We start from the raw sequence: 23,335 nt of genomic DNA, 5'->3' as shown, positions 1-23,335 counted from the left end.
CGCTAGAACTGGATGCGCGGGGGCTCCGAGATCGCGGCCACGTCCTCGACCTCGAAGAACTCGCGCTCCGTGAACCCCATGCCGCGCACGAAGATCGTGTTCGGGAAGATCTGGATCTTGGTGTTGTACTCGCGCACCCCGCCGTTGTAGAACCGGCGCGAGGCCTGGATCTTGTTCTCGGTGTCGACCAGCTCGCTCTGCAGCTGGAGGAAGTTCTGGCTGGCCTGCAGCTGCGGGTACGCCTCGGCGACCGCGAAGATGCTCTTCAGCGCCTGCTGCATGTGGTTCTCCGCGACCGATGCCTCGGCGGGGCCCTGCGCGGAGATCGTCTCGGCTCGCGCCGCGGTCACCGCCTCGAAGACGCCCTTCTCGTGCGCTGCGTAGCCCTTCACCGTCTCGATGAGCGACGGGATCAGATCGGCACGACGCTTGAGCTGCACCGTGATGTCGCTCCACGCCTCGTCGACGCGCACGCGCAGCGTGACGAGCGAGTTGTACGTCACCCAGACGTAGCCGACCAGCACGACCAGAACTCCGACCGCGATCAGCGCGGCAATCAATCCACCAGACATGCTTGCATCCTATCCGAGCGCCGCCCGGTTCCGGCTGGGTATTCGGCGAGGAACCGCGGGTCAGTCACGAACGGATCAGGCGCCGAGCACTCGCTCCACGTACGGATTCGCGAAGACACGGTCGGGATCGAGCCGATCCCGAATCGCCAGGAAGGCGTCGAACGCCGGGTACCGCGGCCGCAGGGTATCCGCGGTCTGCGTGTGCATCTTGCCCCAGTGCGGCCGTCCGTCGTGGGCCGCGAGGACCGCCTCCGCCTCCCGGAAGTAGCGCCGATCCCGATCCCCCGCGAACCGGTGCACGGCGACGTAACCCGACTCCCGGCCGTGGGCGGTGGAGAGGAGGAGCCCGTCGGCGGCGGCCGAGCGCACCTCGATCGGGAAGGAGACCCGGTGTCCACCTCGCTCGATGAGGTCGCGGAGATCCCGCACGACGTCGGCGACCGCGTCGAGCGGCACCGCGTACTCCATCTCCCGGAACCGCACGCGCCGATGCGTGACGTACACCCGGTGCCACTCGTCCCGGTAGTTTCGAGAGCTCGACACCGACTCGATCACCCGATTGATCGGGGGCGTCAGCACCGGAGCGACGCTGCCGACCGCGGCGCAGAGTCCGAACGCGAGGTTGTTCGCGACCTCCTCGTCGAGGAAGCGCGCGCCTCGACCCAGCGGATCATTGCCCGCGTCGAGCGGCCGGTGCGTGTTGGTCTTCGTGCGCACCGTGCGGGTGTGCGGGAACCAGAAGAACTCGAAGTGGTCCGCGGCTCGGGATCGCCGGGGGAACTCGTCGAGCACCTCCTCGAGCGGAGCCGAGCGCTCGTCGGCCTGCAGCAGATACCGCGGCACGCACTGCAGCGTGACGGAGACCACCACCCCCAGGGCACCGAGACCGAGAGCCACCGCGGGCAGCAACTCGGGGTGCTCGTGCTCGCTGACGGTCAGGAGTTCACCGGTGCCCGTCACCAGGGTGGCCCCGACCACACTCGTCGCGAGGCCGCCGAGCGCGGCTCCGGTGCCGTGTGTGCCGGTCTGCGTCGCGCCCGTGATGGTCTGCCGGTCGATATCGCCCATGTTGTGCAGGGCGAGACCGAGCGGGGTGAGGATCCCGGGCAGCTCCCACAGGTGCGTGCCGCCCCAGAGCGTGACACGACCGCGGTCGAGGTCGGCCGACACGAGGCCGCGCAGCCGGCTGAGGTCGATCCGGATCCCGTCGGTCGCCCCGATCCCGGTGAAGCTGTGCGAGGCCCCGATCGGCTTCACGGCGTGGCCCGTTTCCCGAGCGCGCTGCACGGCGAGCACGATCTGGTCGGTGCTGCGCGGGGCGATGCTCAGCACCGGGCGCGACGACTCGGTGCCCGCCCAGTTGCGCCAGCGTCTGCTCACAGGAAGCACCGCCCCTCGCCGCGATAGCTCGGGAGTCCGTCGAGCGCGACGCCGTCGGCGGTGACCGGGATGATCTCGTGCGTGTGCTCCAGCGGCTCCCCCGCCTTCGTGTGCCGCAGCCAGACGCGGTCGCCGACGCTCAGTGCCCGCGCCGCGTCACCACGCAGGGGCGTCTGCACCTCGCCGGCACCCTCTCGCGGCTCGGTTCGCAGCCCCGGCGGCCAGACGGGCAGCGGCGCCCGGTCCGGAGCCGCCGGGCCCGACGCGATCCAGCCCCCGCCGAGCAGCACCGCGCGATCCGTGGTCGGCTTCCGCACCACGTCGAGTGCGAACGCGAGCGCCGGTGCGACATCGAAGGAGGTGTAGTGATCGAAGAGGTGCGGTCCGAACAGCCCGCTGCCGGCGGCGATCTCGGTGATGGATGGCTCGGCGGCGGTGCGCTCCACCGATCCGGTGCCGCCGCCGTTCACGAACTCCAGCTCGGCGATGGCCCGTACGGCTGCGATCGCGGCGGCGCGTCGCTCGGCGAGCTCCGTACCGCTTACCCGCTGCATCGCCCGCACGAGTGCGCCGGATCCGGGGGCGTCCGAGGGCCGATCCCCCACCCCCGCGATCTGGGCCTCGTACGCCATGACACCGACGAGGGTGAACCCCGGTCGCCGCAGCACCTCGACCGCAAGGTCGCGGAGCTCCTCCGGCCGGTGCAGTGCCGAGCGGCGCACGCCGACGTGACCGAGGAGCCGCGACCGCCAGGACGCATCGAGGTCGAGGCACACGCGCATCGAGTGACGGTCGCCCGGTGCGACCGCGGCGTCGATGAGGTCGAGATGCTCGCGGCTGTCGACCATCACGGTCACCCGCGCAGCCAGCGCCGCGTCTCCGGCGAGCGAGCGCAGGGCCGCCCGATCCGCAGTGGGGTACCCCACCACCACGTCGTCGATGGTCTCGGCGAGCCAGAGCGCCTCCGCGAGAGTGTAAGCGAGCACCCCGCGGAACCCGGGCAGGGCGAGCACGGCATCGAGCACTCCCCGCGACCGCACCGACTTGCTCGCGATGCGGATCGGGATCCCGCCCGCCCGCCGCGCGAGGTCGTCGGCGTTGCGACGCAGTGCCTCGACGCTGAGCGCGACGACCGGCGCGGGTCGATCCCTCGTAGCCGCGGTGAATGCGCCCCAGTACGACGCCGCATCGATCCAGGGCTCGCGCTCCGCACGCGTCCGGAGATCGGAACCGGTGAGATCGAGTGCCATACCCGAAGTGTATGACGGACCCGGGGATCGCGGGGCGATCCACGAAGGGTGTGTGCCGAGGCTACTCCCGGAGATCCCGATCGAGGTCCGCCCGCCATTGGGCCCGGCGCCGCTCCCGCTGCAGCTTCCACGCTCGGACGCGAAGGGTCAGGGCGAGCGCGATGGTGAGCAGGATCACCACCACGAGGAGGACCTTCGCGAACACCACCCCCGTAGTGTAGCCCGTGCGGGAGTCACCGCCCCCGGCCCCGCCGAGAGCGGCTCCGGATCCCTCGCGGAGGAGCTCGCCACGCTGTCGGGCACACTCGCCGCGGCGTCGGACGAGATCACCGAGCTCGGCTACCTCTCCGCGTCGCTCGAGCTCGACGTGCAGAACGACCTCCGCGGAGCCGGGACCCGGCGCGGCGAGGACTTCACCTTCGAGTAGGCAGGTGGGTGCTGCCGCTGGGGCTACTGGGTGATCCGGATGGTTCGTGTGATCCGTGCGTTCCGTGTGGTCTCAACCGACCAGGATCCACACCACGACGACCATGGGGAACCAGACGGCCAGTGCGATCGGGATCGATAGCACGCTGAGGACGGGCCACACGATCGGGCGTGCCTTGCGAGTCAGCCCGATGATGCCGACCACCGTCGCCGCCCCGATGCACGAGACTGCGGCGACCTGCACGAACACCGAGGCAATGAAGCTCACGGTCTGGGGTGTGGAGCCCGGCTCTGCCATACCGCCCAGGGTCCACCCGACGAGCGCGACCGCATTGAGCGCGATGCCCCAGACGAGCAGAGGAAACCCGCTCCTCCGACCACGTCGGTGCGTCGTAGGGGCCGGTGGTGCGCTCATGATCACACCGTACCGCGATCCCCATGATGTCGGCTGCCAGCACGGGCGTGAGGGGCCAGCACGGGCGCGAGGGGCCAGCACAGTCCCCCCACTGGGACTCGAACCCAGACTGAACCGATTGAGGTTTTGGCCTACCGTGAGTTACTTGGGTCGCGCATATACGGCACCTCATCAGGCATTTCCACTGAATAGTAGACGTGGGTAATCGGAAGTAAATACTGAAATCTGACGCCAAAACGCCGAGTAAACGCCGACCCGATACCCTGTCCCTATGTTCGCTCGCGCCCGCTTCTTCCCCGATGCCGCCCACATCCCGAAGCATGAACTCGACGGGTCGATGTTCGAGTCTGCCGAGGTGGTTGGCGAGGGCCCTGATTGGGTGTCTGCGAAGGCTGCGTGTGTGATCCCGGATAGTGCGGTGCTGCTGGCGTGGTTCCGTGAAGAGTAGGATCCTCGAGCTCCGGGCGGTGGGGCTCACGTACGCGCAGATCGCGGCCGAGGTGGGACTGTCGACGTCGCGGGTTGGGCAGATCGTGAAGAGCGCCGAGACGCGGGCACTCATCGAACAGATACGCGCCAACTCGTCGGCGGACCGCTAGCGGCACGGAAGAGACTCATCGCGTTGAATGGGTGGCACGGGAGGCGCCCTCGTGCCACATTTGACGGTGGGAGATAAGTTAACGCACCACTGAGCACCATGTTAACTTCGTACACGGAAGCGCAACACCGCGCTCGATAAAAGAAGAAAGCGGCCACAGTGTGACCGCCTTCACGAAAGGGCTATAGACCAGTGGCCCACGCCCTACAACAAACAATACGCTCGAAAGTGAAATATCTCTAGTTTCACACTGCCGCAGTTGTGACAGTCCCAGTCGCCGCCCAGTTGTCGTGCTCGTACTCCCGCACATTTAGCATTTCAGATTTGTTCCCACCGATGCATGACTCTACTTGCATCAAATCGCGAACATGTCGTGCAAGCTTCCCCTTGGGAGATGTGTGCGTTGCCAGACCCGCCTCAGCGCGGAATTCGAACGCTATCGAGGATGTAAGCATGTCAACCAGCTGCAGGCCATCTGTCGACTTGGAATCGAGACGAACGACGGTGGTAATCCCGAGCCTGTTGAGCCTCTTGTTCACTGCAGCCTTCAGGTCCTCTTCGAATCGGACTTCTCCAGGCGATGAGTAATTGTCGGCGAGTACCGAGTACACCATTGGAAACCGAACCGCTCCTAACAGGAGTTGCTCTGCCATTTTCCCGTAGGCATCCCAGTGATTTCCGAATCGCGCCACAGGGTCCGCCACTTCACGATCGGCGATGAAAGACGCGAACTTTAGGCCACCCTCTTCGACCGCGACCTCGACAAATCTACGATGCAGGTCGATCGTGTCCTTGGTAGTCGCAGAGAACTTGAATTCCTTGTAATAGTGCTTCTTGTCCCGGAGCGTCTGAATCCGCCTGAGTGTGCGGGCAGGCTCGTCAAGAGTGACGATGCCAACCGCGAAGTAGCGGTCCTGCGATATCGCTCCAGTCTCGTCAAGGAGGATTAGCCCGCTCGGATGATCCCGTTTGAGTTTGTTTCGAAAGTCGCGCCGTGGAAGCCTGCCGCGCTGTTTCGATGGGTCTGCCATAACTCCCAAAGATAGCGGACCTATTTCACATGTTTTGGACCCTGGGCCCGCCCTGGCAAATGCGCCCCGTCGCCAGGTACCCTATTCGAACATACTTTCGAATGGGGGCCAGCCGTGTACCGCAGCAACACGATCATCGTTGACGCGTGCACCTGGCTGATTCTGCGCGAGTTCCCGCAGCACCCGAAAGCGGTCGTGCATAAGATGACCGACACCACCGGGGAGGACCGGTACTTGTTGATGACGTGGGATGCGGACCCGGCAAAGCGGCGCATGGTCGGGATTCACAAGACGCTTGGTGAGGCGGAGAAGGCGGTGCCGTGGCCGTCGAATCAGGGTGTCACACCGCCGTTGCCGCCGCGTGGCCGGTAAACGACGAAAGAACCCCCACCCAACCCGAAGGTCAGATGGGGGCTCAGTCGGTTACTTCCAGTTGCCCTTCCCGGGGCGTGACGCGTTCCAGGCATCAATGGTTTCGACCAGCCACCCCTGGGTGCGCCCGATCATCGCGTCGGGCTCGGGCAGCGTGTACCGGGATAGGGTGCCGACCGCGACACCGATGTGTGCGGCGAACTCAGACCGGCCGAGGTACTTAATCATCGGTCGGTCTTCCGTTTGAACGTCGGGACGATCGTCAGGATGCCGGCGATGACCGCAAGCGCGGCAGCCCATGGTGCGGGCTGGATCGTGATCGCGGCGACGATCAGCATCAGCGCGAAAGCGATGTAGTGCAGTGCGTTCATTGTGTCTCCCGTGGGATGATCGACCTGTGGGCCGGTCTTGGAGTAAGTAGTGGCTACTCCAATCCCGGCCCCGCCTGGCTACTTCTTGCGTTTCCGCTTCCGGGGCCAGACCTTGATCAGGGCTGCTACTGAAGCGATTACCGCGGCGACTCCGGTGAGGAGTCTTGCCAGGCTGTCGATCATATCTTCCACGTTTCCTCCTTCCTTGTTGGTAATACCAGTATACATACGTTCATGTGTATTAGCAACAGGTAAAACAAGAAAAGTGCCCCCTCATTCCGGCCCGAAGGCTAGAACAAGGGGGCGTGAAGGATCCTGGATCAGGAGGCGTAGCGCGCGACGTAATGCGGGCGAGCCTCGGAGCCGAGCATCCACTTCTCAGCGGACGGCCATCGGTCACCCAGCGCACGGGCGAGCGCGTACCAGGCCCAGATCACCAGGGCGGTGAGCGCGGCCTGGATGAGCCACACAGCGGTCACACCGATGAGCGGCACACCACCAGCCTCGGCCACATCCTTGATGAACTGGTCGACCCACGACAGCACTTCAGCGACCGCGGGCACCCCAGCGATGAGGCGCGCGAGCGCGACACCGATGAGCGCCGGAACGATCGTGCGCACCGCGGCGACCGTGGCATCAGACTTCTGTTTCGTCATTGCTTATCCCTTCCGGGGTTCATCGTGTTCTCAATGTCGCTGACACGCGTGTTGAGCTCCGCGTCACCGGACTCCATGAGCTCCTGCAGGCCAGTCAGCTTCTCCGACTGCTCCTCGAGCTTCATGTCCTGCTGGTTCAACTGGATCGTCTGCTGCTGCTGGACCGCCTCCACACGGCGCACCGCATCGTTCAACGAGGTGCCCGTGTTCGGTCGCACCTCGTGGTGGATCTCATCAAGCAACGCCAGCTTCGCGGGCAGCACCGCGAGAGCGTCGATCGTCGCGATGAACCGCTTGAGTCTCCCCCACCAGTCGAACTTCGCAGCGATGGCCCAGAGCGCGCCGAGAGCGACCAGCCACAGGACGCCCTGCACGATCGTCACGTCACCGAAGACGCGCGCCAGCTGGTCCTCACTCACCGCCAGCCTTACCGCCGCTGATCTCATCGAGCTTGTCGAGCACGACGCGCAGCGTCTTCAGCACACCGCCCGGGGTGCCGAAGCTCGTCTCAGTGTCCTTGAACAGGGCATCATCCGTTCGCTTCGCCTGCAGAAGCAGACCGCCCGGCGTGCCGAACGACGTCTTGGTCTTCTTGAAGATCGCGTCATCCACCGCGGGGAACCGCTCGAGCGTCTCCTTGATCTCCGCGACAGTTTCCCGGATCCCCTTGACGTCCCTCGCGACCTGATTATCGCGGGTCCGGTCATCGTCTGAATACATGTCGTCGTCCTCTTCCCAGGCAGCCACGAGCAGCCCGTTGATATCGAGCGACCAACCCACGTAGGTCGCGTTGAATGCCTGTTCGATCTCTCGGATCGTCGCGAACCGCTGCGACCCGTACCCGCTCGTCGGGCTGCTGTAGATCGCGTCACCCGGAACGTGGATCGTCACGTGGCCGGCATTGACTGTTTCCCACACGCCCTTCGAATGGGAGTAGTAGCGGCCGATGTGGGAGAACCACAGCAGCACCGGAACGTCCGGCAGGGGGTCATTCACGCCACCCTTGTGCTGTGTCGCTTCCCACGCCTGGAACGCGTAGTCGTATCGGATCGGTGCACCGAAGAACGACTGCGCGAACGGCAAACACCGGCCCGCGAGATCCTGCGTGCCCAACCTCGGGGGCACGAGAGCTTTCCACCCCATCACGCACCCCCTTCCGCGAGAAGGTTGGTGACGGCCTCGAGGATCATCGCATCCGTGACCGCCGACTCATCAGCGCCGGGTTCGTCCGCCGTGGATGCAGAGTAGGCGTCGTTCCAGCCGTTCTGCGCCGAGAACTCCCAGATGCGGGCACGCACGATCCCTTCCGGATTCGTGATGCCCATGATCGCCGCACAGGCCGCAACACGAGCCAGCAGGATCTTGTCCTGCGCAAGCTTCGCCTGATTCAGAAATGACATGAGAACTCCCCCTAAGCCGCCGCAACTGGATAGGTCAGCTGGGCGAACGAAACGTTGTTGTCGCCGCCCGTCTGGCTCTGCAAGTAGCCATCCGAGCGAACATTGAAACGGTTGACCCCGCCAGAGTCGAGCACAAACACGTTGTCGGCACCACCATCGATCCTGTAGCCCGCCGGCATGCGGAAGATCGGCGTGAGTGCAGTCATGTACCCGACACGGCCGCGGAACTCAATCTTTCCCGCCACCCGCCTGTACCCGAACGGATTGCCCGCAAGGTTCGTGCCATGAAGCAGCGTCGGGTAAACCCAGTCGATGTCGCCCGCAAACCTGACGGATGGCGAATTGAGCAGGACCCTGGACGCCGCGAACACCGTGACACTGTTATCTAGACCGAACTGGAGTGAAGACGGGACCGGGAGCGTCGAGTCAGAGGACGAAAGACTTAACTGTGCGCCACCGACCCCGGCCGACGTCTCCAGGAATGCCTGACCGCCGAGGCTGGTCGGCCCCTCCAACACTTGAACTGGCCGAAGAGCCCCAGAGACATCCTGCACTCGGGCAACGATGGACGCGGCACCTCGCGCCACACGCGACTGTCCATCCTCTAGCGTCGCAGCGGATGAATCCGGAGCGAGACTGCGGACAATCGCCCGCCCCGTACCGTCGCGCAGAATGCTTGCGCCGCCGTCAAGCGACCCGTAAGACACAAACCGGAGCTCATCGATATACAGGGTGCCCGTACCTGACGACTGCGCAGAATAGAGTTCGAAATTCGTTGGCGATGCGCCTGCAGGGATCTCGCCACGAACCTCAGTCCATACGTTCGCCGCGATCGGGAGGGTGCGAGCCGCAGGGTGCGCCGAGATAGTAACGCTAGTTGCGACTGTAGATCGGACCCAAACGGAACAGTACCCTCCGCGAGGAAATGCCATCGCGGGCACCGGGCGACGCCCCCACCGGTAATTAGGCGCACCCGCAACAGTCGCACCAAGGAGGGAATACGTTCCCGACTTCTTCTGCGCGGTCGTGCGCGTGAGAGGTGTTGGGTTGTTGGACCTCGCAGTCCACGACCCGACCACCTCGCAACCGTCGAACAGTGTCTCGGTTTCGCTGATGACGGTCGCGAGACGAAACTCGGAACCCTCGAACGAGTTGCCGTAGAACTCGCCGCCGATGACAGTCGGAGAGACGATACGACCGTTCTCGATCTGCACCGTCCCGTCCTCACCAAGCACGAGGATCTGGTCTGCGAGGATCTGCGACTTCGCCCACGCGGTGCCGTTCCACACGTCCACCTGGTACGGGTGCTGGTCGACGTCGATACGCACAAGCTCCGCACCAACGCGCGGCCCATCCCCCGGCAGCGGGGGCACGATCGAACCACCGTCGATCTGCGAATACCGGGCAAACCCCAACGCCGTCTCAGTCGCAGCCGCTGCCTCAACCGCGGCCTGCTCAGCCGCATCGAGCGCTTCGCCGACATTCATGGATGCGTCATAAGCGTCCGTCGCTGCCTGAGCCACGTCATCCTGCACGCCAGGCATGTCAGCTGCCACCGAAGTAGCGTCCGCAGCAACGTCGACCACGGGCACATCCGCGTCGCCCACAGCGACCGTCGAATGCGCCACCTGCGTCGTCCGCGAAACCGCTTCAGTCTTCCGAACCGCAGCCACACCCGACACAGCCTGACGCTTCAGGAGGCGCTTACGCTGCAAAGAAATCATGCGTCCCCCAACATCAAATCGCACACATCAAGACCCACCCACTCGATCTCCTCGATGCGCTGCCACAACCGTTGACGGCCGATCCAACCCACCTCAGCATCGACAAGGATTGTGTCCCCGACACCGAACGTGCCCCGTTCTGCGTTCGGGTGCGACGCGTCCACACGGATCGCATCGACCCTCAGACGGCGCATACGTGCATCGAGTTCGGCACGAGCCATCCTTTCGAGCACAGACAGCTTCGTGACGTTCTTTGCGTCCAGCACATGTGGCTTGCTGCGCCGGTTGTCACTGCCAGGGATCGTCACCCGGAGCGCGTCACGCCCCTCACCAGCACCAATCGCGATGACCTTGTTCGCGTACAAGTCGGCGTCGTCCTCAACGACCACCGTTTCCACGATGTTGTCGCCCTCAACGAACTGCAGACCGTCCTGTTTGCGCCCCACGCGCGGCACAACGCGGATCTCCTTCAGGATGGCGGTGCGGTCGCTATTCCAGCCCGACCACTCCACCCACTCCATGCCCGCAGCATCGACAGCTTCCTGCATGGCCTGGAAACAATCCGGGGTGTCCCACCACAGAATCTTCCACGCCCCACCATCCTCACGGACAGTCTCCTTCGCGACCTTCAACGCCTCATCGCGGGTCTTCTTCGTCGCCGCCGCAGCATCCGCCGCAGCCTTCCGCGTCTCCACCACAGCTTTATTCGCCGGGGACGGGTCAGCCTTCGCCGCAGCCCGTGCAGCCTCCAGAGCGGCCTTCGTGGACTCCACCGCAGCCTTCGCAGCATCCGCCGCAGCCTGAGCCGCGATCTCCGCATTATCCGACGTCGACCCGACCTTCACAGTGGAAGACCCCACCACCGTCACACCAAGATCAGCAGACACGAACGACTGTGCGTGCGTCACCACATGACGGGCCACCGCAACAGGATCAACCTGCACACCCCGGTACTCACCCTCGTACGGGCGGTCCCGGAAGAAGCTCGAGAACCCGGCACCCTCAACAGACCACACAGCCCCATCAAGCTCAGACCGGGTAACAAGCCACGTGCCGCGGATCACCCCATCCGCTTCCTCATGAATGAGCGTCGCGTACGGGTCAATAATCAGAACACCGGCATCGTCACGCAACCCGCCCACATCAGGGGCAACCGTCCCCGACAACGAGCCCGGCCCATTAACCGCCACCCCCGCCCCGGAAACAGTGATGGGGAGCTCCAAATCAAGGAACTCCCCATCCGCGATCCGCTCAACAATGTAGCGAAGCATGACCACCCCCTAAACAGTTGTCTCCGCGAGGGTCGAATCGAACTTCACCACCGTGCGGTTCGTCACCGACAGCGTGCCCGTCCCACCCGTTTTCTTCGCGAGGATCACGAGCGGTTGCGTGGTGCCGCGCATCGCGGCCGGGATCTGCACCCGCATCGGCACAACCTTGTCGACACGCTCGGTGCCACCCGAAGTGGTGTCCGTTGTCAGCCCTGTGGCATCCGAGTAGATGAATGACCCTGTGTTGCCCAAACGCAACCGGAACTCCACACCCACCCAGTTGACCGTCACCAGCATGCCCAGAAGACTCGCCATCACGGTGAGCTCATTCGCACGCTCCGGGATGCGGATCTGCTGCGACGCTGCCGGCCACACGATCTCCGACGTGCCAGTCAGCGCCACGGTCCCGCCGAAAGACACCAGATCCGGTTGGAGCACCGACAGTGGCGAATGCACCACGCGCAGATCCTCGATCATCGCGTTCGTGACAGTCGACGTAGAAGCCGGGTACGTGATCGCCGCCAAGGTCACACCGGTCACGTTCGCGTACGCCCCAGACGTGATCTGATTCAAGGAGCGCACCGGGCGCTGAGCAACCGGCACCAACGAATCGACGTTCTGAATGATCGTCACCCGGCAGAAATTGTCCCCGTCCAGCCAACCGCCAGTGCCCACCGGATCGGGCGGAGGCGGGTACGTCACCGACCCGATCTCAGGATCAGTGATCTCAATAATCACCAGATCCCGTCGCCCCGAACCAGACCCAGTGCCCGGCACTCCCGTCAGAGTCTTCTCCACGGAAAGCACCGGCCCATACGATTCCCGGTCAGTCGACGCAGTATCCCGAGACTGGACCGTCGCACCACCCGGAGCAACCCGGAACCCAGCGCCTGGCGTGCTCAACGCCTGCACCTTCAGATCACCCGGACGGTCAACACCCGTACCCGCGCCAGCCTCCTTCTGGGCCTGCCGCCGAAACAAACGCGCCGAATGCTTCGCCTTGTCGATCACAAAAGGAACATCAAAATCGCCCATGCGAAACTCCCTAAAAACTCGTGAAAGCAGGCCGAACAAGCACCCGCAACTTCGCCGTCCCAGTCGTGTCATACCCGCGTAAAAGCACCGTGTACGAACCAGGCAGCAACGACACATCCGACAGCCGCGCACCCGACGACGACAACGCCCCCGGCAACGCGTCCCCGTCACGCTTCACCCACCGAGCCCAAGACCGCGTATCCACAGTCAGCGTCTGATCCCACGCCAACGACGTCCTGAAGATCAGCCGCCCAACGCCAACGATGTCGATCTCCGGATCATCAACAGGCCCCTGGATCTCGAACACCGGCCATGCCGCGACATCACCCTCAACAGTGACCGCACCGTTTCGGACGGTCGGCCCAGAATCGAACGTGAACGGAGCCATCGCCGGGAACTCAAGCCCCCCGGACACAGGCGGCACAAACGAGATCTCCGTGACCTGTTCCGGCCCGTACCAAAGATCATCAACCGCCTCGAATACAAGCTCAGCACGGGCCGTATCGAACAGCCGGTACTGCATGTCCGGAGACAGCGGGCGCGGCCGCCCAAACACGGACCGCCCAGAATCAGCAGTCAGCGTCGCAAGAGCCCCACCACGAGTCCGAACCTCATCACCACGCCACACCGCAGCAAGCTCACGCCACACCTCATCCAACGGACGATGATCAGGCCGTGCCTCCACAAGAAGAGACACGACCTGACCGGCAATGAAATCCTGACCCGGCCGACGCCCATCCCCGCGAGGGTTCTCGAACATCTCCGCACCAGCAGCCACACTGACCACAGGGTGCTCCATCAGCCCAACCCCGGACATCGCGTCCCCGAACTCGACATACCGGGAACCGGCACGCATACTCCACGCCATCACTGACCCGCCTTCCGACGCTCCCGAGCCTGCTGCTCAAGAGACGTATCAATCGCCGCATTCGCCCGCTGATCGACCTTCCCCAGCAGGTACTCCCCCGTGAACGGGTTCTGCACATACACGACCGGCGGGGCCGAAGACCCGCCAAAACCGACCCCCAGGCGCTGGCCCGCGTCCACCCAGATCTGCCGGTTCCGGTCCCGCTCAGATGGCTTCCCCGAGATGTAGGCCTCCCAGCCTGTCTCCGGTTCAGCGAACTTATGGATCGGTGCGCCGCCCGAGTAGATCCCAGTCGGGAACCCACCAGACGCATACGCTTCGACGCCTCCATTCGCATAAGCGACCAGGTTGCCGTTCGCGGCAGTCATGGTGCCGCCGCCCCCGATATATCGAACCCCGATCTCCGTTTCCCTCCGACGCGCCACCTGATTGAGTTGATCCTCAACCTCCTGCGCGCCACGCAACAGAACTTCGATCTCCTTAGCAGTCGGCATCTGCAGAATCTTGTCCGTCAACGCCTGCGCCGCCTCTGCGTTGCCCGTAAGCGCAAACGCAGTGTCATAGATCTGTTGCCGCCCAGACGCAAGCCGCGCCTCATAGTTCGCGGATGCCTCAGCCGACCCCAGCGTTGCCGACTCCAACTCAAACTGCGCCTGAGCGTTCTGAAGGACAGTCGCAGCATGATCCGCAAGCATCGCCCGGTTCGAGGCACCTGCCGCGGTCGTCTCATCCAGGCTCAGCGCATAACCTTCAGTGCCCGCCTGCGCATTCTCCACATACTCCTGGAGGCCCGCAAAGGACGACTGCAAAGCCGCGTTCTGCTGCTCCGCCGACTGCCCAATGCCGTTGAGCTCGTTATACGAATCCAGCAACTGCATCAACTGATCGGACAACACTTTCGCCTGGTCCGCAGCTTCCACATATGCTTCCGCGGCGCTTTGTGTGCCTTCTGCCGCTTGATCCGCTGCAGGTCCGATCTTGCCCAAAGCGAGCTCCACAAGGGTCGACTCGTCCGCAGCAAGGCCGAGCGCGGTTGCCTGTTCAGTGAGAACATCCTTCAGTGGCTGCGATACGTTGATCAGCTGTGCCATCTGTTCGCTCGTAAGGCCAGCTGCGTCCGCGACCTGCCGGAACTGAGCTTGAGCAGCCGGGAGATCCGAACTGGCAACCTTCGAAATTTCCTCACCGACGATACGCCAGTCGGCCAATACCGAACTATCAATCGCCGGGTCGATTGGGTTCCAGAAGTTCGAACTTGCAGCTTCGTCAAGAGCGGCGGCTAGGCCCGAAATGGAGTCCTTAGCGATGTCCGCGCCCTTTGCGGTACCGGGGAATCTGGCTTCAGCGGCCCCCGCAAACGCCTCCACAGCACTCTTTGCCGTCGTAATTTTGTTCGTGGTTTCCTCCGCAGAGGGACTCATTTTGTCGGCTAGAGTGTTTGCGAGTGCATCGACGCCAGCCGAAGCGGCCGCGAACACCCCGATGCCCACAGCGGCACGAGCAACCATTCCGATGCCACGGGCAGCGCGAGTTCCTGCGATGTTCAACGTCTCGAGGGCGACCTTGTAGGCGGCGATTTTTGGTACGGCAGCGAGCGCCACACCACCTGTGAGCACGATGCCAGACGCAATCGCACCGACCCATGCGATCACCGCTGTCGCTGGCCCCTCCATCCCAGAGAGGCCAGACGCGAAATCACCGACGCCTTCGGCAACACCCTCGATTGCTGGAAGAAATGCCTCTCCGATCGAGATCGCGGCATCCACGACCTGATTTCGCATGATCTCGAGCTTTGCCGCGGTCGTCTCATACCGCTTCTCTGCCTCTTCGGTGAGGGCTGTGTTCTCTTCCATCGCCTGATTGCCGACGTTCATTGCTTCCGAGAATTGGTCCGCCGCAGACGCAGAGCGCAGCAGCGCGTCACGCATACGGACCTCAGTGATGCCCAGTTCCTCGAGCACTCCGAAGGTCGACTTTCCCTGCGCCTCGGCATTGGCAAGACCGGTCACAAATGCGGCCAGCGCCTCGCCCGGGTCCTTCCGCCACTTTGCTGCAAAGTCATCAGCGGAGAGCCCCGCGACATCGGCGAACTGCTTCATGCGGTCGCCGCCCTTATCGACAGACGACGCAATATCGATCATGACCTTCGACATGGCCGAACCGCCGGCCTCAGCCTCAATGCCAACACTCGAGAGTGCGGTAGACAGGCCGAGCACCTGCCCCTCAGACATGCCAATCTGCACACCAGCGCCAGAGAGCCGCTGAGCCATCTCCATGATCTCGGCTTCCGTGGTTGCGTAGTTGTTGCCAAGCTCAACCAGCGCAGACCCCAAAGACGAAACTTCACTCTGCGAGGTGCCCATAACGTTCATGAACCGGGCCAGCGATGTCGCAGCCGCATCCGAACTGAGGTTCGTCGTCTCGCCTAGGTCGATCATCGTCTTCGTGAACGCGACAACCTCAGGCGTCTTGATGCCCAATTGGCCAGCCGCCTCCGCGACCGCTGCGATCTCGTCGTGCGAGGCCGGGAGGACACCAGAGAGCCCACGCAGCCCCGCCTCGACCGCTGCCAATTGCTCGGGCGATCCATCAACCGTCTTTGTGACACCAGCCCATGCTGAGTCCCAGTCGATCGCCGCTTTCGCAGAAAGACCCAGGCCTGCGGCCATAGCTCCGCCTGCAACCATCGCAGTGCGCCCCATCATCTCGAAGGCCTGCGTTTTCTGCGCCAGCTTCTCCGCTTCGGAGCCAGTTTCCTTCGTGGCTCGAGCAGCTTTCTCCATCTCCGCGATGTACTGCTGAGCCTGCGCCGTGATGATTACTTTGGTACTTCTGTCGGCCAACGTGACCCCCTAGAAAGGCGAAGGCCCCCATAGAATTGGGGGCATGGCAAAAACTGATTCAGTCGCCCCCGTTTGGGCGCGTGTGCTCTCACTCGGAGTCGTGCTCATCGCAGTCGGCGTCCTGAACGTCACAATCGCTGGGCTGATCGAAGCCGTGACGCTCTTCGGGGTGCTCATGACGTTGGGCGTCATCGCACTGGCCGCAGGCGCAGTGATGTTCCTCTACTCGCGCCGCGCCTAGCGCTCCCGCTTCTCCACTCGCCAAAGCAGCGAGCCCAGATCGGCATCGGGGTAAGCGTTCTTGTAACGCTCACGCTCCCGGTCTAGGGCGGCTTGAGCAAAGTCGATCGTCGGCAGTGGCACATGCCAATCCCACGCCCTTTGCGGGTTCGAAGGGTCGCCGTCACGCGAAACTGCCTCAGACATCTGGTGCCCGTGTGGGCCACGACGCAGTGACTCCGAATACGCGAGAAGCGCTTCGACGTCAGCACGCGACCACTCTGGTTCTCGCTCAGTAACAGAGCCGACTAGCAGGCCGTCCTCATATTCGTAGCGGGTGACCTCCACCGGCTCCCACCCGGACAAACGCCGTGGTGAAACACCGAGCTTCAGCGCAAGCTCTAATTCGTCTTGCTGCCACCCGCTGAGGCTTTTTTCAGTGCAACCACATGCTTGTTCGGGTCGTTGACGTTCTGGCCCCACCACAGCGCAGCGATAGCGTCAGCCTCAGTGCCTGAAATGGCGTTGAACAGGTTTAGCCACGGGTCGTCGACGACGTTGCCCTGGTCATCTCTGATGACCGCCATTGCAACAGGCTCGTCGTCACCGTCCAGCAGTCGCCCGTGCCGCCTGCAAGCGATCAACGCAGCCTTGTTGGAGTCGTACCCCATGCTCGCGTCCCGTTCGTGCCTCGGTGGGCAATCGGCTGTGATCGCCGCCCAGTCCATGCCGTCTAGTCGGCGAATCTCCACATGGTAGAGCTCGTCCCCCACCGCCACGGCCTGCAGAACCGGCTCCGGTCGATTGCTTCGCGCCTTCGCGAGCGCATCTTTGAAACTCATGAGTCTCCCGTCTCATCCCGTCAGAAAACGTGTAACCCGTGGGGCAGGGCGACAGGGAGAACCCCACCCCACGGAACCTAGCTACGGGCCAGCAACAACCGCGACGTCACGCTGGACCTCGCCCACCACGTTGAGCTTCTGAATCTTCTGAAGCTCGGTATTCGCGGCCGGCGGCACATCGCGCTGAATCGAGCACTGCACCGGGATCACCGTGACCATCTGTGCTGCAGCGATCGCAGTCGCGTTCGGAACCGCCATGCGCTTCACGATGAAGCCCTTCGTGCCCGGGGTCAGCACGTTACGAACACCGTCATCCTCGGTGCCCTCCCACACGTACTTCACCTCGACCGTGTCAGTGATCACACCGTCAAGCTCGAGAGCCTGCGCCAGCGTGTACCGACCCGACGTGATCGTCGCCACCGACGTGTCATGAGCGAACCCATCAGGCGTCAGCCCATAAGTCAGCTTCTCCACACCAGCAGCCGTAAGCTCCGACACCTTCGGCGCGGACGGATCCGCGATCGCCGGCACCCACAGCACCAGCCCATTACCATCAGCCGCAACACCCGGCTGAACCTCTTCAAGAGCCATAGTCACTCCTTCCCTTCGGCAGCCGGAGCCGCCTTAACGACCGGCTTGGCGGTCACGATCTTCGCCTGACGGGAAGTCCCCACCGGCGTCTTGTCGACAACCACGTACGCCTGCTTGTTGCGCTTGTACGCGGCCTCAGAAATGTCGAACTCATGCAGCGGCCCACCGGCCGAACGCACACGAATGAACCCCATACAGGGCCTCCTTAAACACGAAAACCCCGCACTAGGCGGGGTCAGAGATGATGTCGAACTGGGACACGGAAAACCACAACGGGTTCGGGCCATCGTCATCAAGATCAGGCGGGCGGCCAGTCACATACTCAACCGGCCACACACGCCGACCAGACACAGCAAGCGTCCGATTCGTGAGCCGATCCACACGCTCCTGCACCCACAAACACGAATCCTCATCAGCACCCACCGAATGGATAGTCACCGTGAAGACATCGCGATTCTGCATGGCCGAATAACGCGACCGATCCATGCGGGACTTTGTGATCCACACAACCGCATAACTGTCACCAGAAGACGCCGAGTAGGACTTGAACACCGACCCCGGAAGATCTGCCCCAAGCGACAAGAGCACAGCGTCACGCACCTTGCGTATCGTCATAGGTTCTTCTCCCGGTGAGCGTCAGCAATGGCTTTCTCGATGCCAGTCGCAAAGTCCGCCTCGTTCGCGTTCAGCGCCGCCTGCCCGAGCCCCTGTGGTGCGTTGTTCACCGACCCGAATTCGATCAGGTTTCCCAGCGCACCCTGCCGCCTGCCCTTGTCGGGGCCGATCTCAGCAGAGAGCACTGTCGACCCGAATCCCTGGAACCCCTTGAGGTCGTAGGTGATCGAGAAGGGGAACGCGGGTGCGTGCGGCAGGCCCTTGGCCTGGTCCCGCCAGTGGTCTTTGACCTTTGTGGCGGTCACCTGGACTGCCTTGCGAATGTACTTGCCCGCCGTTTCTGGCACGTCTTCGAGGTCTTGGATAAGCTCCTGGAACTCGCGCCAGTCAACGCCCATCGAACGCCTCCACGCGGTAGCGCAGCGCCGTGGTCTGCGACCCGTCAAACGGGCCGATGACCTTGAACTTGCGGCCCACCTGGTTCGGGCGGTCTGGGCACGCGGTCATCTCGACCACATCACCTGCCGCGAAGTCCTCCGACGCTACGGGAACCTGGAGCTCGAGCGACGTCGACACCAGCAGTTGTGAGCCAGCATCGACCTCTTTCGCCGCCATCCGGGGGTGCTTGAGGCGAGCCTTGCCGCCAGCACCCCCAGCGCCTTCGTAGATGACAGTAGAAACGTTCGGGTACTTTCCGGTGTCCTCGTCAAGGGCGGTGCCCTTCGAGATCCGGGTAACCCGGCATCGGTCCCGCATGTTCCGCTCCGCCTCTCGGCGTGCCATCATCAGGTCAATATCCGCGCCCACGGTACATCCCAACCCGACGCCCACCAACGACATCGAAATACGCTGTCCGATCTGCACGCTGCGCAGACGGGGTCGTGAACTGCACCGACGAAAGACCGCCACCAGACCCCGGCCGATACCTCCGAAGCACCCGCAACTGCGACTCATCGAAGAACTGGCCAGCCTCCCAACGCCGCGTCACATCATCATGAGTGACAGACGTTTTCAGGTCCGGGTTCGACCAACACCGCACCGAGGCGAGCAGGACGATCAGAGCGACATCCTCAGGGGCTGTCTCAACACTCCAATCGGCCTGCCCGGCCTCCGCACGCGCGAACCCAGAAACCATCTGGATCACGGTCCCCGCCCGAGCCTCATCCTCCTCATCGAAGGTCAACCCCAGCCAGGAGGCCAGAGTGTCAGTTGCTACAAGCGGGGCACCCATGACTACTCGCCGCCGCCTGCAGGAGCCTCGGTGAAGGTCACCTTGACTGCGCGCACGAACTCCATCACCGGGTTGCCCGCGGTGACCTGGATCGTGCCATCGGCCTTGATCTTCGGATCGGTGACGACAGCGCCACCGGTGAAGACCGACACGATGGAACGGTCAGCGAGCGTATCCGAGTCGTAGTCGAACAGCTGACGCAGCGCCAGGCCACCCTCAGCAGCGACACCCGCGGACGTGGCACCCTTCGGCGCGGCCGGCGCGACGAACGCGAGAGCAACAGCGGAGTCGTGCACGAAGTACGACTCGTCCCCGTCGAGCGCGTTGGACTCCACGATCGTGAAGCCCGCGAGACGCCCAACGACGCCCTCACGAACCGCCTCGGGGAGGCCCGCGGTGTCGACGTCGAGAAGCTTCTCGAACTTCGCGATCGCGGCGGACACCTCAGCGCCCACGATCCAGTAGCGCCCGGAAGCGGGAACATGGGAGGTGTTGAGGAGCTTGCGCGCCTCGATCGCGACCTTGCGGGGGTCGCCCGCATCGGTGGTCGCACCCAGCGTGAACGGCACCGTGTGCACGTACGTTGCCCCACCGAGCACGCCGGCAACCGTCTCCTCGAAGTCCTCCGCGAGAGCGCGAGTCTGAGGGACGGTCACCTCCTGCGCGAAGTTCTCGATGTCGAGCGTGAGTTCCTCGTCCGTGAGCGAGACACCCGAGTACGGGTACTTGTTCAGCGGAACCTGGATGCGGGCCTGGATCAGATCGTCCATGACGATCGCGTTCCGGTTGCGGAAACCCGCGTCGCGAGCTCGCAGGATCGCGGGACGCTTGACGTTGACCACGTCGCCCTTCGCGCCCTTGAAATCGGTGATCCCGTACCGCGCACGGAACAGGTTGGGCAGCACGATCTGGCGCTGAAGAACGCCCAGACCGATGGCAGAGATCTTGTCTGCCTTCTGGAAGATGTGAGCCATCTTTCCTCCTTGTTAACGACAAAAGCCGCCCCAGTGGGACGGCTTAGTGAATGTGTGTGAACTAGACGCGGAGACTTGCGGAGATGTCCTTCGCGGACGTTTCCGGCTCCGTCTCCGGCTGCGAACCGCCCTTGAGGCGGGGACGCGGCTGCTGGGACTTCGGCTCTTCCTTGCGGGGCGCGAACGCCTCGAACAGGTCGTGAGCGTCTTCCAGCATTTCCTCACGAGTTGCACCCCGGAGCCGTGCCGCCTGCTTCGCAGTCAGCCCAGTCTCGAGAGCCACCTTCAGCTGCAGATTCTCCACCGCGAGCTTCCCGGCCTCCGGGTCAGGCTGCGGTGCATCCTTCTTCTGTTTCAGGTCGCGCACCTCGTCGCGCAGCTTGTCGATCGTGCGTCGTGCACGCTCAGGGTCATACTCGCCCTCGAACGGCTTCGCACTCTCTTCAGGCTGCTCTTCCGTGACCTCCTGAGGCTCACTGTCCTCGATGGTGGTCGTTTCCTCAATCTGCGGTTCATCCGCCATTTGTTAGCCCTCCTGTGACTAGACCCGGCCTCTTGCCGGGATGCTTCAATAGCCGAGCGCAACGCCTTCTTGCTGCTCGACAAACTCTCGAAATCCGGTGCCCTGCCCTGACGCTTTCGCCCAGTCAGAGAGGAACGCTTGCCGGTCTCTCGCGCCAGGTGCGATCTCGCCCGCAAACAGCGTGACGAGCGTGCACTTGCAGTGGTCATGGAACTTGGACCCGGCAGGCTGCGGGGCTTTCGCGCGCTTCCGCCCGCCCGCCGCGTACAGAGCCGCGTAGGCCGACTTGTACGTGTTTTCCGCCATCAGCAGACAGAAATCACATGGGTTCGATCCCACCTGTCGGGCGTACGCGACCGCCTGCGAGTCCTGGGTAGTGGTGCCGGAGATCGTGTCTCGGACGCCCGCGATCGATGCCTTCGCGACCCGCCCTGCGGTGAGCTTGAACACGCTCCGAGCCGCCTGCGGGATCCGTTCCCCCTGCGACATGAGCTTCTTCGCTGCGACCGGACCAAGAACGATCAGATCGCGGCGCAGTTGCTCCGCATCGAACTCCGGCCACTCCACCTGGAAGTTGCCTGCCACCCCAGCGTCACGGCGCATCGACAAATACATGTCGCCGCCCAACACCGACGCTTCACGGTGCCGCCGCTCAGCGACCGACACCGCAGCCTCGATGAACCCGGGCGCGGACAGGTCGATGGCTTTGAAATTCAACGATCCGTAGACCGCGAGCATCTCGGCCGTGGCACGTTCAGCGATCGCGGTCTGCTCACGCCTCAGTTCGCTCGACAGCGCCGCCGCTACCACGACCGATCCCCTCTAGGAGCTCCGAGAACGCGTCGCCCTCGTAGGACTTCCACGCCTTCACCTTGTCCGGCGTAACCCCGGGAAGCATCTCCCAGAGCGCCTCACGCGGAATCGCGAGGCGGTCGTCCGCGAGCTTTGCGACGGCGTCAGCGATCTGCGCCAGCGACCGAATCTCCGAGTCCCGCCACGTACACCGGCCGTTGTAGTCAGCCCCCGCACCCTCGATGCCGGCCAACGCCCCGGTCAGCCGGTTCAACTGCCCGATCGACGGAGAGAACACCGTCTCGAAGTCAGACAGCTTCCGCATCGTGGATGCCTCGTCAGCGGCCTGAGCCTCCGCACCATTCGCGGTGTTCGCCTGCGCCCCGACAATTGCCTTCGGAGACACCTGAGCGATCGTCGCAAGCTCCTGCTTCGACGCCTTACCGGACTCGATGTACCCCTGCAGGTCGGTTCCGTCGAGCGTGCCGAACTTCGACTCCGAGTTCTCCGAAAGCAGGATGCGATCCTGCGCCAGAATCAACTTCACCCGCTCCGCATCATCCTCGTTGTCAGGAGCCGCCATACCGGTCGCATACCGGATCTTGAAGCTCGAGAAGGTCTGCGTCATCTGCAGGTCGAACTTCGCCTGATCGATCGCCGCCTGGATCGGGATGAGGCGTTCAACCTCCCCTTCAGCAGCGCCCTCAGTGTCGACCTCTCCCGCGAACCGCACCACCGGAGTGACGCCGGCACCGTGCTCCTCCGAAGTGATGAACTTAACGTTGCCGCCCTCCGCGTTCATGCCAAGGGTGTGCACCTTTGTGTCATCGAAGACCCGAAAATGGAACTCGGATGAATTGGCTGGCGTCCCCTCGGCCGCATACATGGGCCACTCGTCATACTCGGGGTCTTGGTAGACCGCGATCATGTTCTTCGCCGAGTACAGCTTGATCTGCGGCAACGGGTCACCCGGCAGAGCGAGCGCGTACCCGACACCACCGGTGAACGCGGCCTTCCACAGCCGCTTCTGGCGGGACGGCATCTGATTCGCCATCCAAATCTTCCACAGGTCGTCCTTCATCTTCTCGTCGCCAGGCGCGTAGTCGATGAGTTCGAGCCCCTGCCCGAAGATCCGCACGATCAAACCCAGCAACGGCACTTTCGAGTTCTGTTCGATCGCGTCGTACTCGCCGTTCGTCTCCCGGGGCCGGTACGGGCGGGCGTGTTCGCCCTTTGCCCAGTCCTCAAGCTTCTTCTGAAACTCGCGCTCTTTCTGCCACTCGGGGATCAGCACCTCGTTGGCGAGCTCAAGGATTGCTTTCTGTTCCTTCTGCAT

Annotated in this window: 31 protein-coding genes; 5 read left to right on the top strand and 26 right to left on the bottom strand. The window is 63.5% G+C overall.

Features of this window, described 5'->3' with window-relative positions; genetic code table 11:
* Positions 1-2 precede the first annotated feature (2 nt).
* From MUN76_RS15470 to MUN76_RS15460, 3 genes are all read right to left on the bottom strand, one after another.
* Complete coding sequence (locus MUN76_RS15470) at positions 3-572, bottom strand: LemA family protein (protein ID WP_244686014.1); 570 nt, start codon at positions 570-572, stop codon at positions 3-5.
* A gap of 75 nt (positions 573-647) precedes the next feature.
* The gene (locus tag MUN76_RS15465; RefSeq protein ID WP_429952908.1) at positions 648-1,961 is read right to left on the bottom strand and encodes a D-arabinono-1,4-lactone oxidase; all 1,314 of its coding nucleotides are present in this window, start codon (positions 1,959-1,961) and stop codon (positions 648-650) included.
* Positions 1,949-3,202 carry an alanine racemase gene (locus tag MUN76_RS15460; protein ID WP_244686010.1) on the bottom strand — a complete coding sequence of 418 codons (1,254 nt, stop codon included), beginning with the start codon at positions 3,200-3,202 and terminating at the stop codon, positions 1,949-1,951. The genes MUN76_RS15465 and MUN76_RS15460 overlap by 13 nt, the downstream gene beginning before the upstream one ends.
* 52 nt (positions 3,203-3,254) lie before the next feature.
* Between MUN76_RS15460 and MUN76_RS15455 the strand changes: the two genes are divergently transcribed.
* Positions 3,255-3,629: a hypothetical protein gene (locus tag MUN76_RS15455; protein ID WP_244686009.1), complete on the top strand. Its 375-nt coding sequence runs from the start codon at positions 3,255-3,257 to the stop codon at positions 3,627-3,629.
* Positions 3,630-3,701: 72 nt separating this feature from the next.
* On the opposite strand, the gene MUN76_RS15450 is transcribed toward MUN76_RS15455, so the two are convergent.
* Positions 3,702-4,043, bottom strand: coding sequence for a hypothetical protein (locus MUN76_RS15450; RefSeq protein ID WP_244686007.1), 342 nt, complete (start codon positions 4,041-4,043; stop codon positions 3,702-3,704).
* A 271-nt stretch (positions 4,044-4,314) separates the two neighbouring features.
* Here MUN76_RS15450 and MUN76_RS15445 point away from each other — a divergent pair, with 271 nt between their 5' ends.
* Together MUN76_RS15445 and MUN76_RS15440 are read left to right on the top strand one after the other, a co-directional pair.
* Entirely contained in the window at positions 4,315-4,491 is a 177-nt protein-coding gene (locus tag MUN76_RS15445) for a hypothetical protein (protein WP_244686005.1), read from the top strand.
* Positions 4,481-4,642, top strand: coding sequence for a helix-turn-helix domain-containing protein (locus tag MUN76_RS15440; RefSeq protein ID WP_244686003.1), 162 nt, complete (start codon positions 4,481-4,483; stop codon positions 4,640-4,642). Before MUN76_RS15445 ends, MUN76_RS15440 begins: the two co-directional genes overlap by 11 nt.
* Before the next feature lie 244 nt (positions 4,643-4,886).
* Here MUN76_RS15440 and MUN76_RS15435 read toward each other — a convergent pair whose 3' ends face one another.
* Positions 4,887-5,672 carry a DUF3800 domain-containing protein gene (locus MUN76_RS15435; RefSeq protein WP_244686002.1) on the bottom strand — a complete coding sequence of 262 codons (786 nt, stop codon included), beginning with the start codon at positions 5,670-5,672 and terminating at the stop codon, positions 4,887-4,889.
* A gap of 114 nt (positions 5,673-5,786) precedes the next feature.
* Here MUN76_RS15435 and MUN76_RS15430 point away from each other — a divergent pair, with 114 nt between their 5' ends.
* Positions 5,787-6,044: a hypothetical protein gene (locus MUN76_RS15430; RefSeq protein ID WP_244686000.1), complete on the top strand. Its 258-nt coding sequence runs from the start codon at positions 5,787-5,789 to the stop codon at positions 6,042-6,044.
* Between the two features lie 51 nt (positions 6,045-6,095).
* Here MUN76_RS15430 and MUN76_RS15425 read toward each other — a convergent pair whose 3' ends face one another.
* The 11 genes from MUN76_RS15425 to MUN76_RS15375 all read right to left on the bottom strand — a co-directional run bounded on the left by MUN76_RS15425 (position 6,096) and on the right by MUN76_RS15375 (position 16,212).
* Entirely contained in the window at positions 6,096-6,272 is a 177-nt protein-coding gene (locus MUN76_RS15425) for an XRE family transcriptional regulator (protein ID WP_244685999.1), read from the bottom strand.
* Positions 6,269-6,415 carry a hypothetical protein gene (locus MUN76_RS15420; protein WP_244685997.1) on the bottom strand — a complete coding sequence of 49 codons (147 nt, stop codon included), beginning with the start codon at positions 6,413-6,415 and terminating at the stop codon, positions 6,269-6,271. Before MUN76_RS15420 ends, MUN76_RS15425 begins: the two co-directional genes overlap by 4 nt.
* A gap of 320 nt (positions 6,416-6,735) precedes the next feature.
* A complete protein-coding gene (locus MUN76_RS15415; protein ID WP_244685995.1) occupies positions 6,736-7,071 on the bottom strand; it encodes a hypothetical protein in 336 nt (111 codons plus the stop codon).
* Positions 7,068-7,490 (bottom strand): hypothetical protein, encoded by a 423-nt coding sequence (locus MUN76_RS15410; protein ID WP_244685993.1) that lies wholly within the window; start codon positions 7,488-7,490, stop codon positions 7,068-7,070. Before MUN76_RS15410 ends, MUN76_RS15415 begins: the two co-directional genes overlap by 4 nt.
* Entirely contained in the window at positions 7,483-8,184 is a 702-nt protein-coding gene (locus MUN76_RS15405) for a hypothetical protein (RefSeq protein WP_244685991.1), read from the bottom strand. Before MUN76_RS15405 ends, MUN76_RS15410 begins: the two co-directional genes overlap by 8 nt.
* A gap of 29 nt (positions 8,185-8,213) precedes the next feature.
* A complete protein-coding gene (locus MUN76_RS15400) occupies positions 8,214-8,471 on the bottom strand; it encodes a hypothetical protein (protein WP_244685989.1) in 258 nt (85 codons plus the stop codon).
* An 11-nt stretch (positions 8,472-8,482) separates the two neighbouring features.
* On the bottom strand, positions 8,483-10,195 hold the full coding sequence (locus MUN76_RS15395) for a hypothetical protein (RefSeq protein ID WP_244685987.1): 1,713 nt from the start codon (positions 10,193-10,195) through the stop codon (positions 8,483-8,485).
* Positions 10,192-11,466, bottom strand: a complete 1,275-nt coding sequence (locus MUN76_RS15390; RefSeq protein ID WP_244685986.1) for a hypothetical protein — start codon at positions 11,464-11,466, stop codon at positions 10,192-10,194. The genes MUN76_RS15395 and MUN76_RS15390 overlap by 4 nt, the downstream gene beginning before the upstream one ends.
* A gap of 9 nt (positions 11,467-11,475) precedes the next feature.
* Positions 11,476-12,501, bottom strand: coding sequence for a hypothetical protein (locus MUN76_RS15385; RefSeq protein ID WP_244685984.1), 1,026 nt, complete (start codon positions 12,499-12,501; stop codon positions 11,476-11,478).
* 10 nt (positions 12,502-12,511) lie between these two features.
* A complete protein-coding gene (locus MUN76_RS15380; RefSeq protein ID WP_244685982.1) occupies positions 12,512-13,024 on the bottom strand; it encodes a hypothetical protein in 513 nt (170 codons plus the stop codon).
* Positions 13,025-13,368: 344 nt separating this feature from the next.
* Positions 13,369-16,212: a phage tail tape measure protein gene (locus MUN76_RS15375; RefSeq protein WP_244685980.1), complete on the bottom strand. Its 2,844-nt coding sequence runs from the start codon at positions 16,210-16,212 to the stop codon at positions 13,369-13,371.
* A 43-nt stretch (positions 16,213-16,255) separates the two neighbouring features.
* Here MUN76_RS15375 and MUN76_RS15370 point away from each other — a divergent pair, with 43 nt between their 5' ends.
* The gene (locus MUN76_RS15370; protein ID WP_244685978.1) at positions 16,256-16,453 is read left to right on the top strand and encodes a hypothetical protein; all 198 of its coding nucleotides are present in this window, start codon (positions 16,256-16,258) and stop codon (positions 16,451-16,453) included.
* Between the two features lie 379 nt (positions 16,454-16,832).
* On the opposite strand, the gene MUN76_RS15365 is transcribed toward MUN76_RS15370, so the two are convergent.
* From MUN76_RS15365 to MUN76_RS15320, 10 genes are all read right to left on the bottom strand, one after another.
* Complete coding sequence (locus MUN76_RS15365; protein WP_244685977.1) at positions 16,833-17,273, bottom strand: hypothetical protein; 441 nt, start codon at positions 17,271-17,273, stop codon at positions 16,833-16,835.
* An 81-nt stretch (positions 17,274-17,354) separates the two neighbouring features.
* Positions 17,355-17,864: a phage tail tube protein gene (locus MUN76_RS15360; protein WP_244685975.1), complete on the bottom strand. Its 510-nt coding sequence runs from the start codon at positions 17,862-17,864 to the stop codon at positions 17,355-17,357.
* Positions 17,865-17,866: 2 nt separating this feature from the next.
* Positions 17,867-18,058, bottom strand: a complete 192-nt coding sequence (locus MUN76_RS15355; RefSeq protein ID WP_244685973.1) for a hypothetical protein — start codon at positions 18,056-18,058, stop codon at positions 17,867-17,869.
* Positions 18,059-18,089: 31 nt separating this feature from the next.
* Positions 18,090-18,479, bottom strand: coding sequence for a hypothetical protein (locus tag MUN76_RS15350; protein ID WP_244685971.1), 390 nt, complete (start codon positions 18,477-18,479; stop codon positions 18,090-18,092).
* Positions 18,476-18,877 (bottom strand): hypothetical protein, encoded by a 402-nt coding sequence (locus tag MUN76_RS15345; RefSeq protein ID WP_244685970.1) that lies wholly within the window; start codon positions 18,875-18,877, stop codon positions 18,476-18,478. The genes MUN76_RS15350 and MUN76_RS15345 overlap by 4 nt, the downstream gene beginning before the upstream one ends.
* The gene (locus tag MUN76_RS15340; protein WP_244685968.1) at positions 18,867-19,343 is read right to left on the bottom strand and encodes a DUF6093 family protein; all 477 of its coding nucleotides are present in this window, start codon (positions 19,341-19,343) and stop codon (positions 18,867-18,869) included. Before MUN76_RS15340 ends, MUN76_RS15345 begins: the two co-directional genes overlap by 11 nt.
* Positions 19,344-19,712: 369 nt before the next feature.
* The gene (locus tag MUN76_RS15335) at positions 19,713-20,684 is read right to left on the bottom strand and encodes a phage major capsid protein (RefSeq protein WP_244685966.1); all 972 of its coding nucleotides are present in this window, start codon (positions 20,682-20,684) and stop codon (positions 19,713-19,715) included.
* Positions 20,685-20,745: 61 nt separating this feature from the next.
* On the bottom strand, positions 20,746-21,207 hold the full coding sequence (locus MUN76_RS15330; protein ID WP_244685964.1) for a hypothetical protein: 462 nt from the start codon (positions 21,205-21,207) through the stop codon (positions 20,746-20,748).
* Between the two features lie 45 nt (positions 21,208-21,252).
* The gene (locus tag MUN76_RS15325; protein WP_244685963.1) at positions 21,253-22,017 is read right to left on the bottom strand and encodes a VG15 protein; all 765 of its coding nucleotides are present in this window, start codon (positions 22,015-22,017) and stop codon (positions 21,253-21,255) included.
* The gene (locus tag MUN76_RS15320; protein WP_244688817.1) at positions 21,980-23,335 is read right to left on the bottom strand and encodes a phage portal protein; all 1,356 of its coding nucleotides are present in this window, start codon (positions 23,333-23,335) and stop codon (positions 21,980-21,982) included. The genes MUN76_RS15325 and MUN76_RS15320 overlap by 38 nt, the downstream gene beginning before the upstream one ends.

Source organism: Leucobacter rhizosphaerae (assembly GCF_022919175.1).
Lineage (GTDB): Bacteria > Actinomycetota > Actinomycetes > Actinomycetales > Microbacteriaceae > Leucobacter > Leucobacter rhizosphaerae.
Note: the sequence above shows the minus strand (reverse complement) of the source record. Positions and strands in the feature narration are given on the sequence as shown.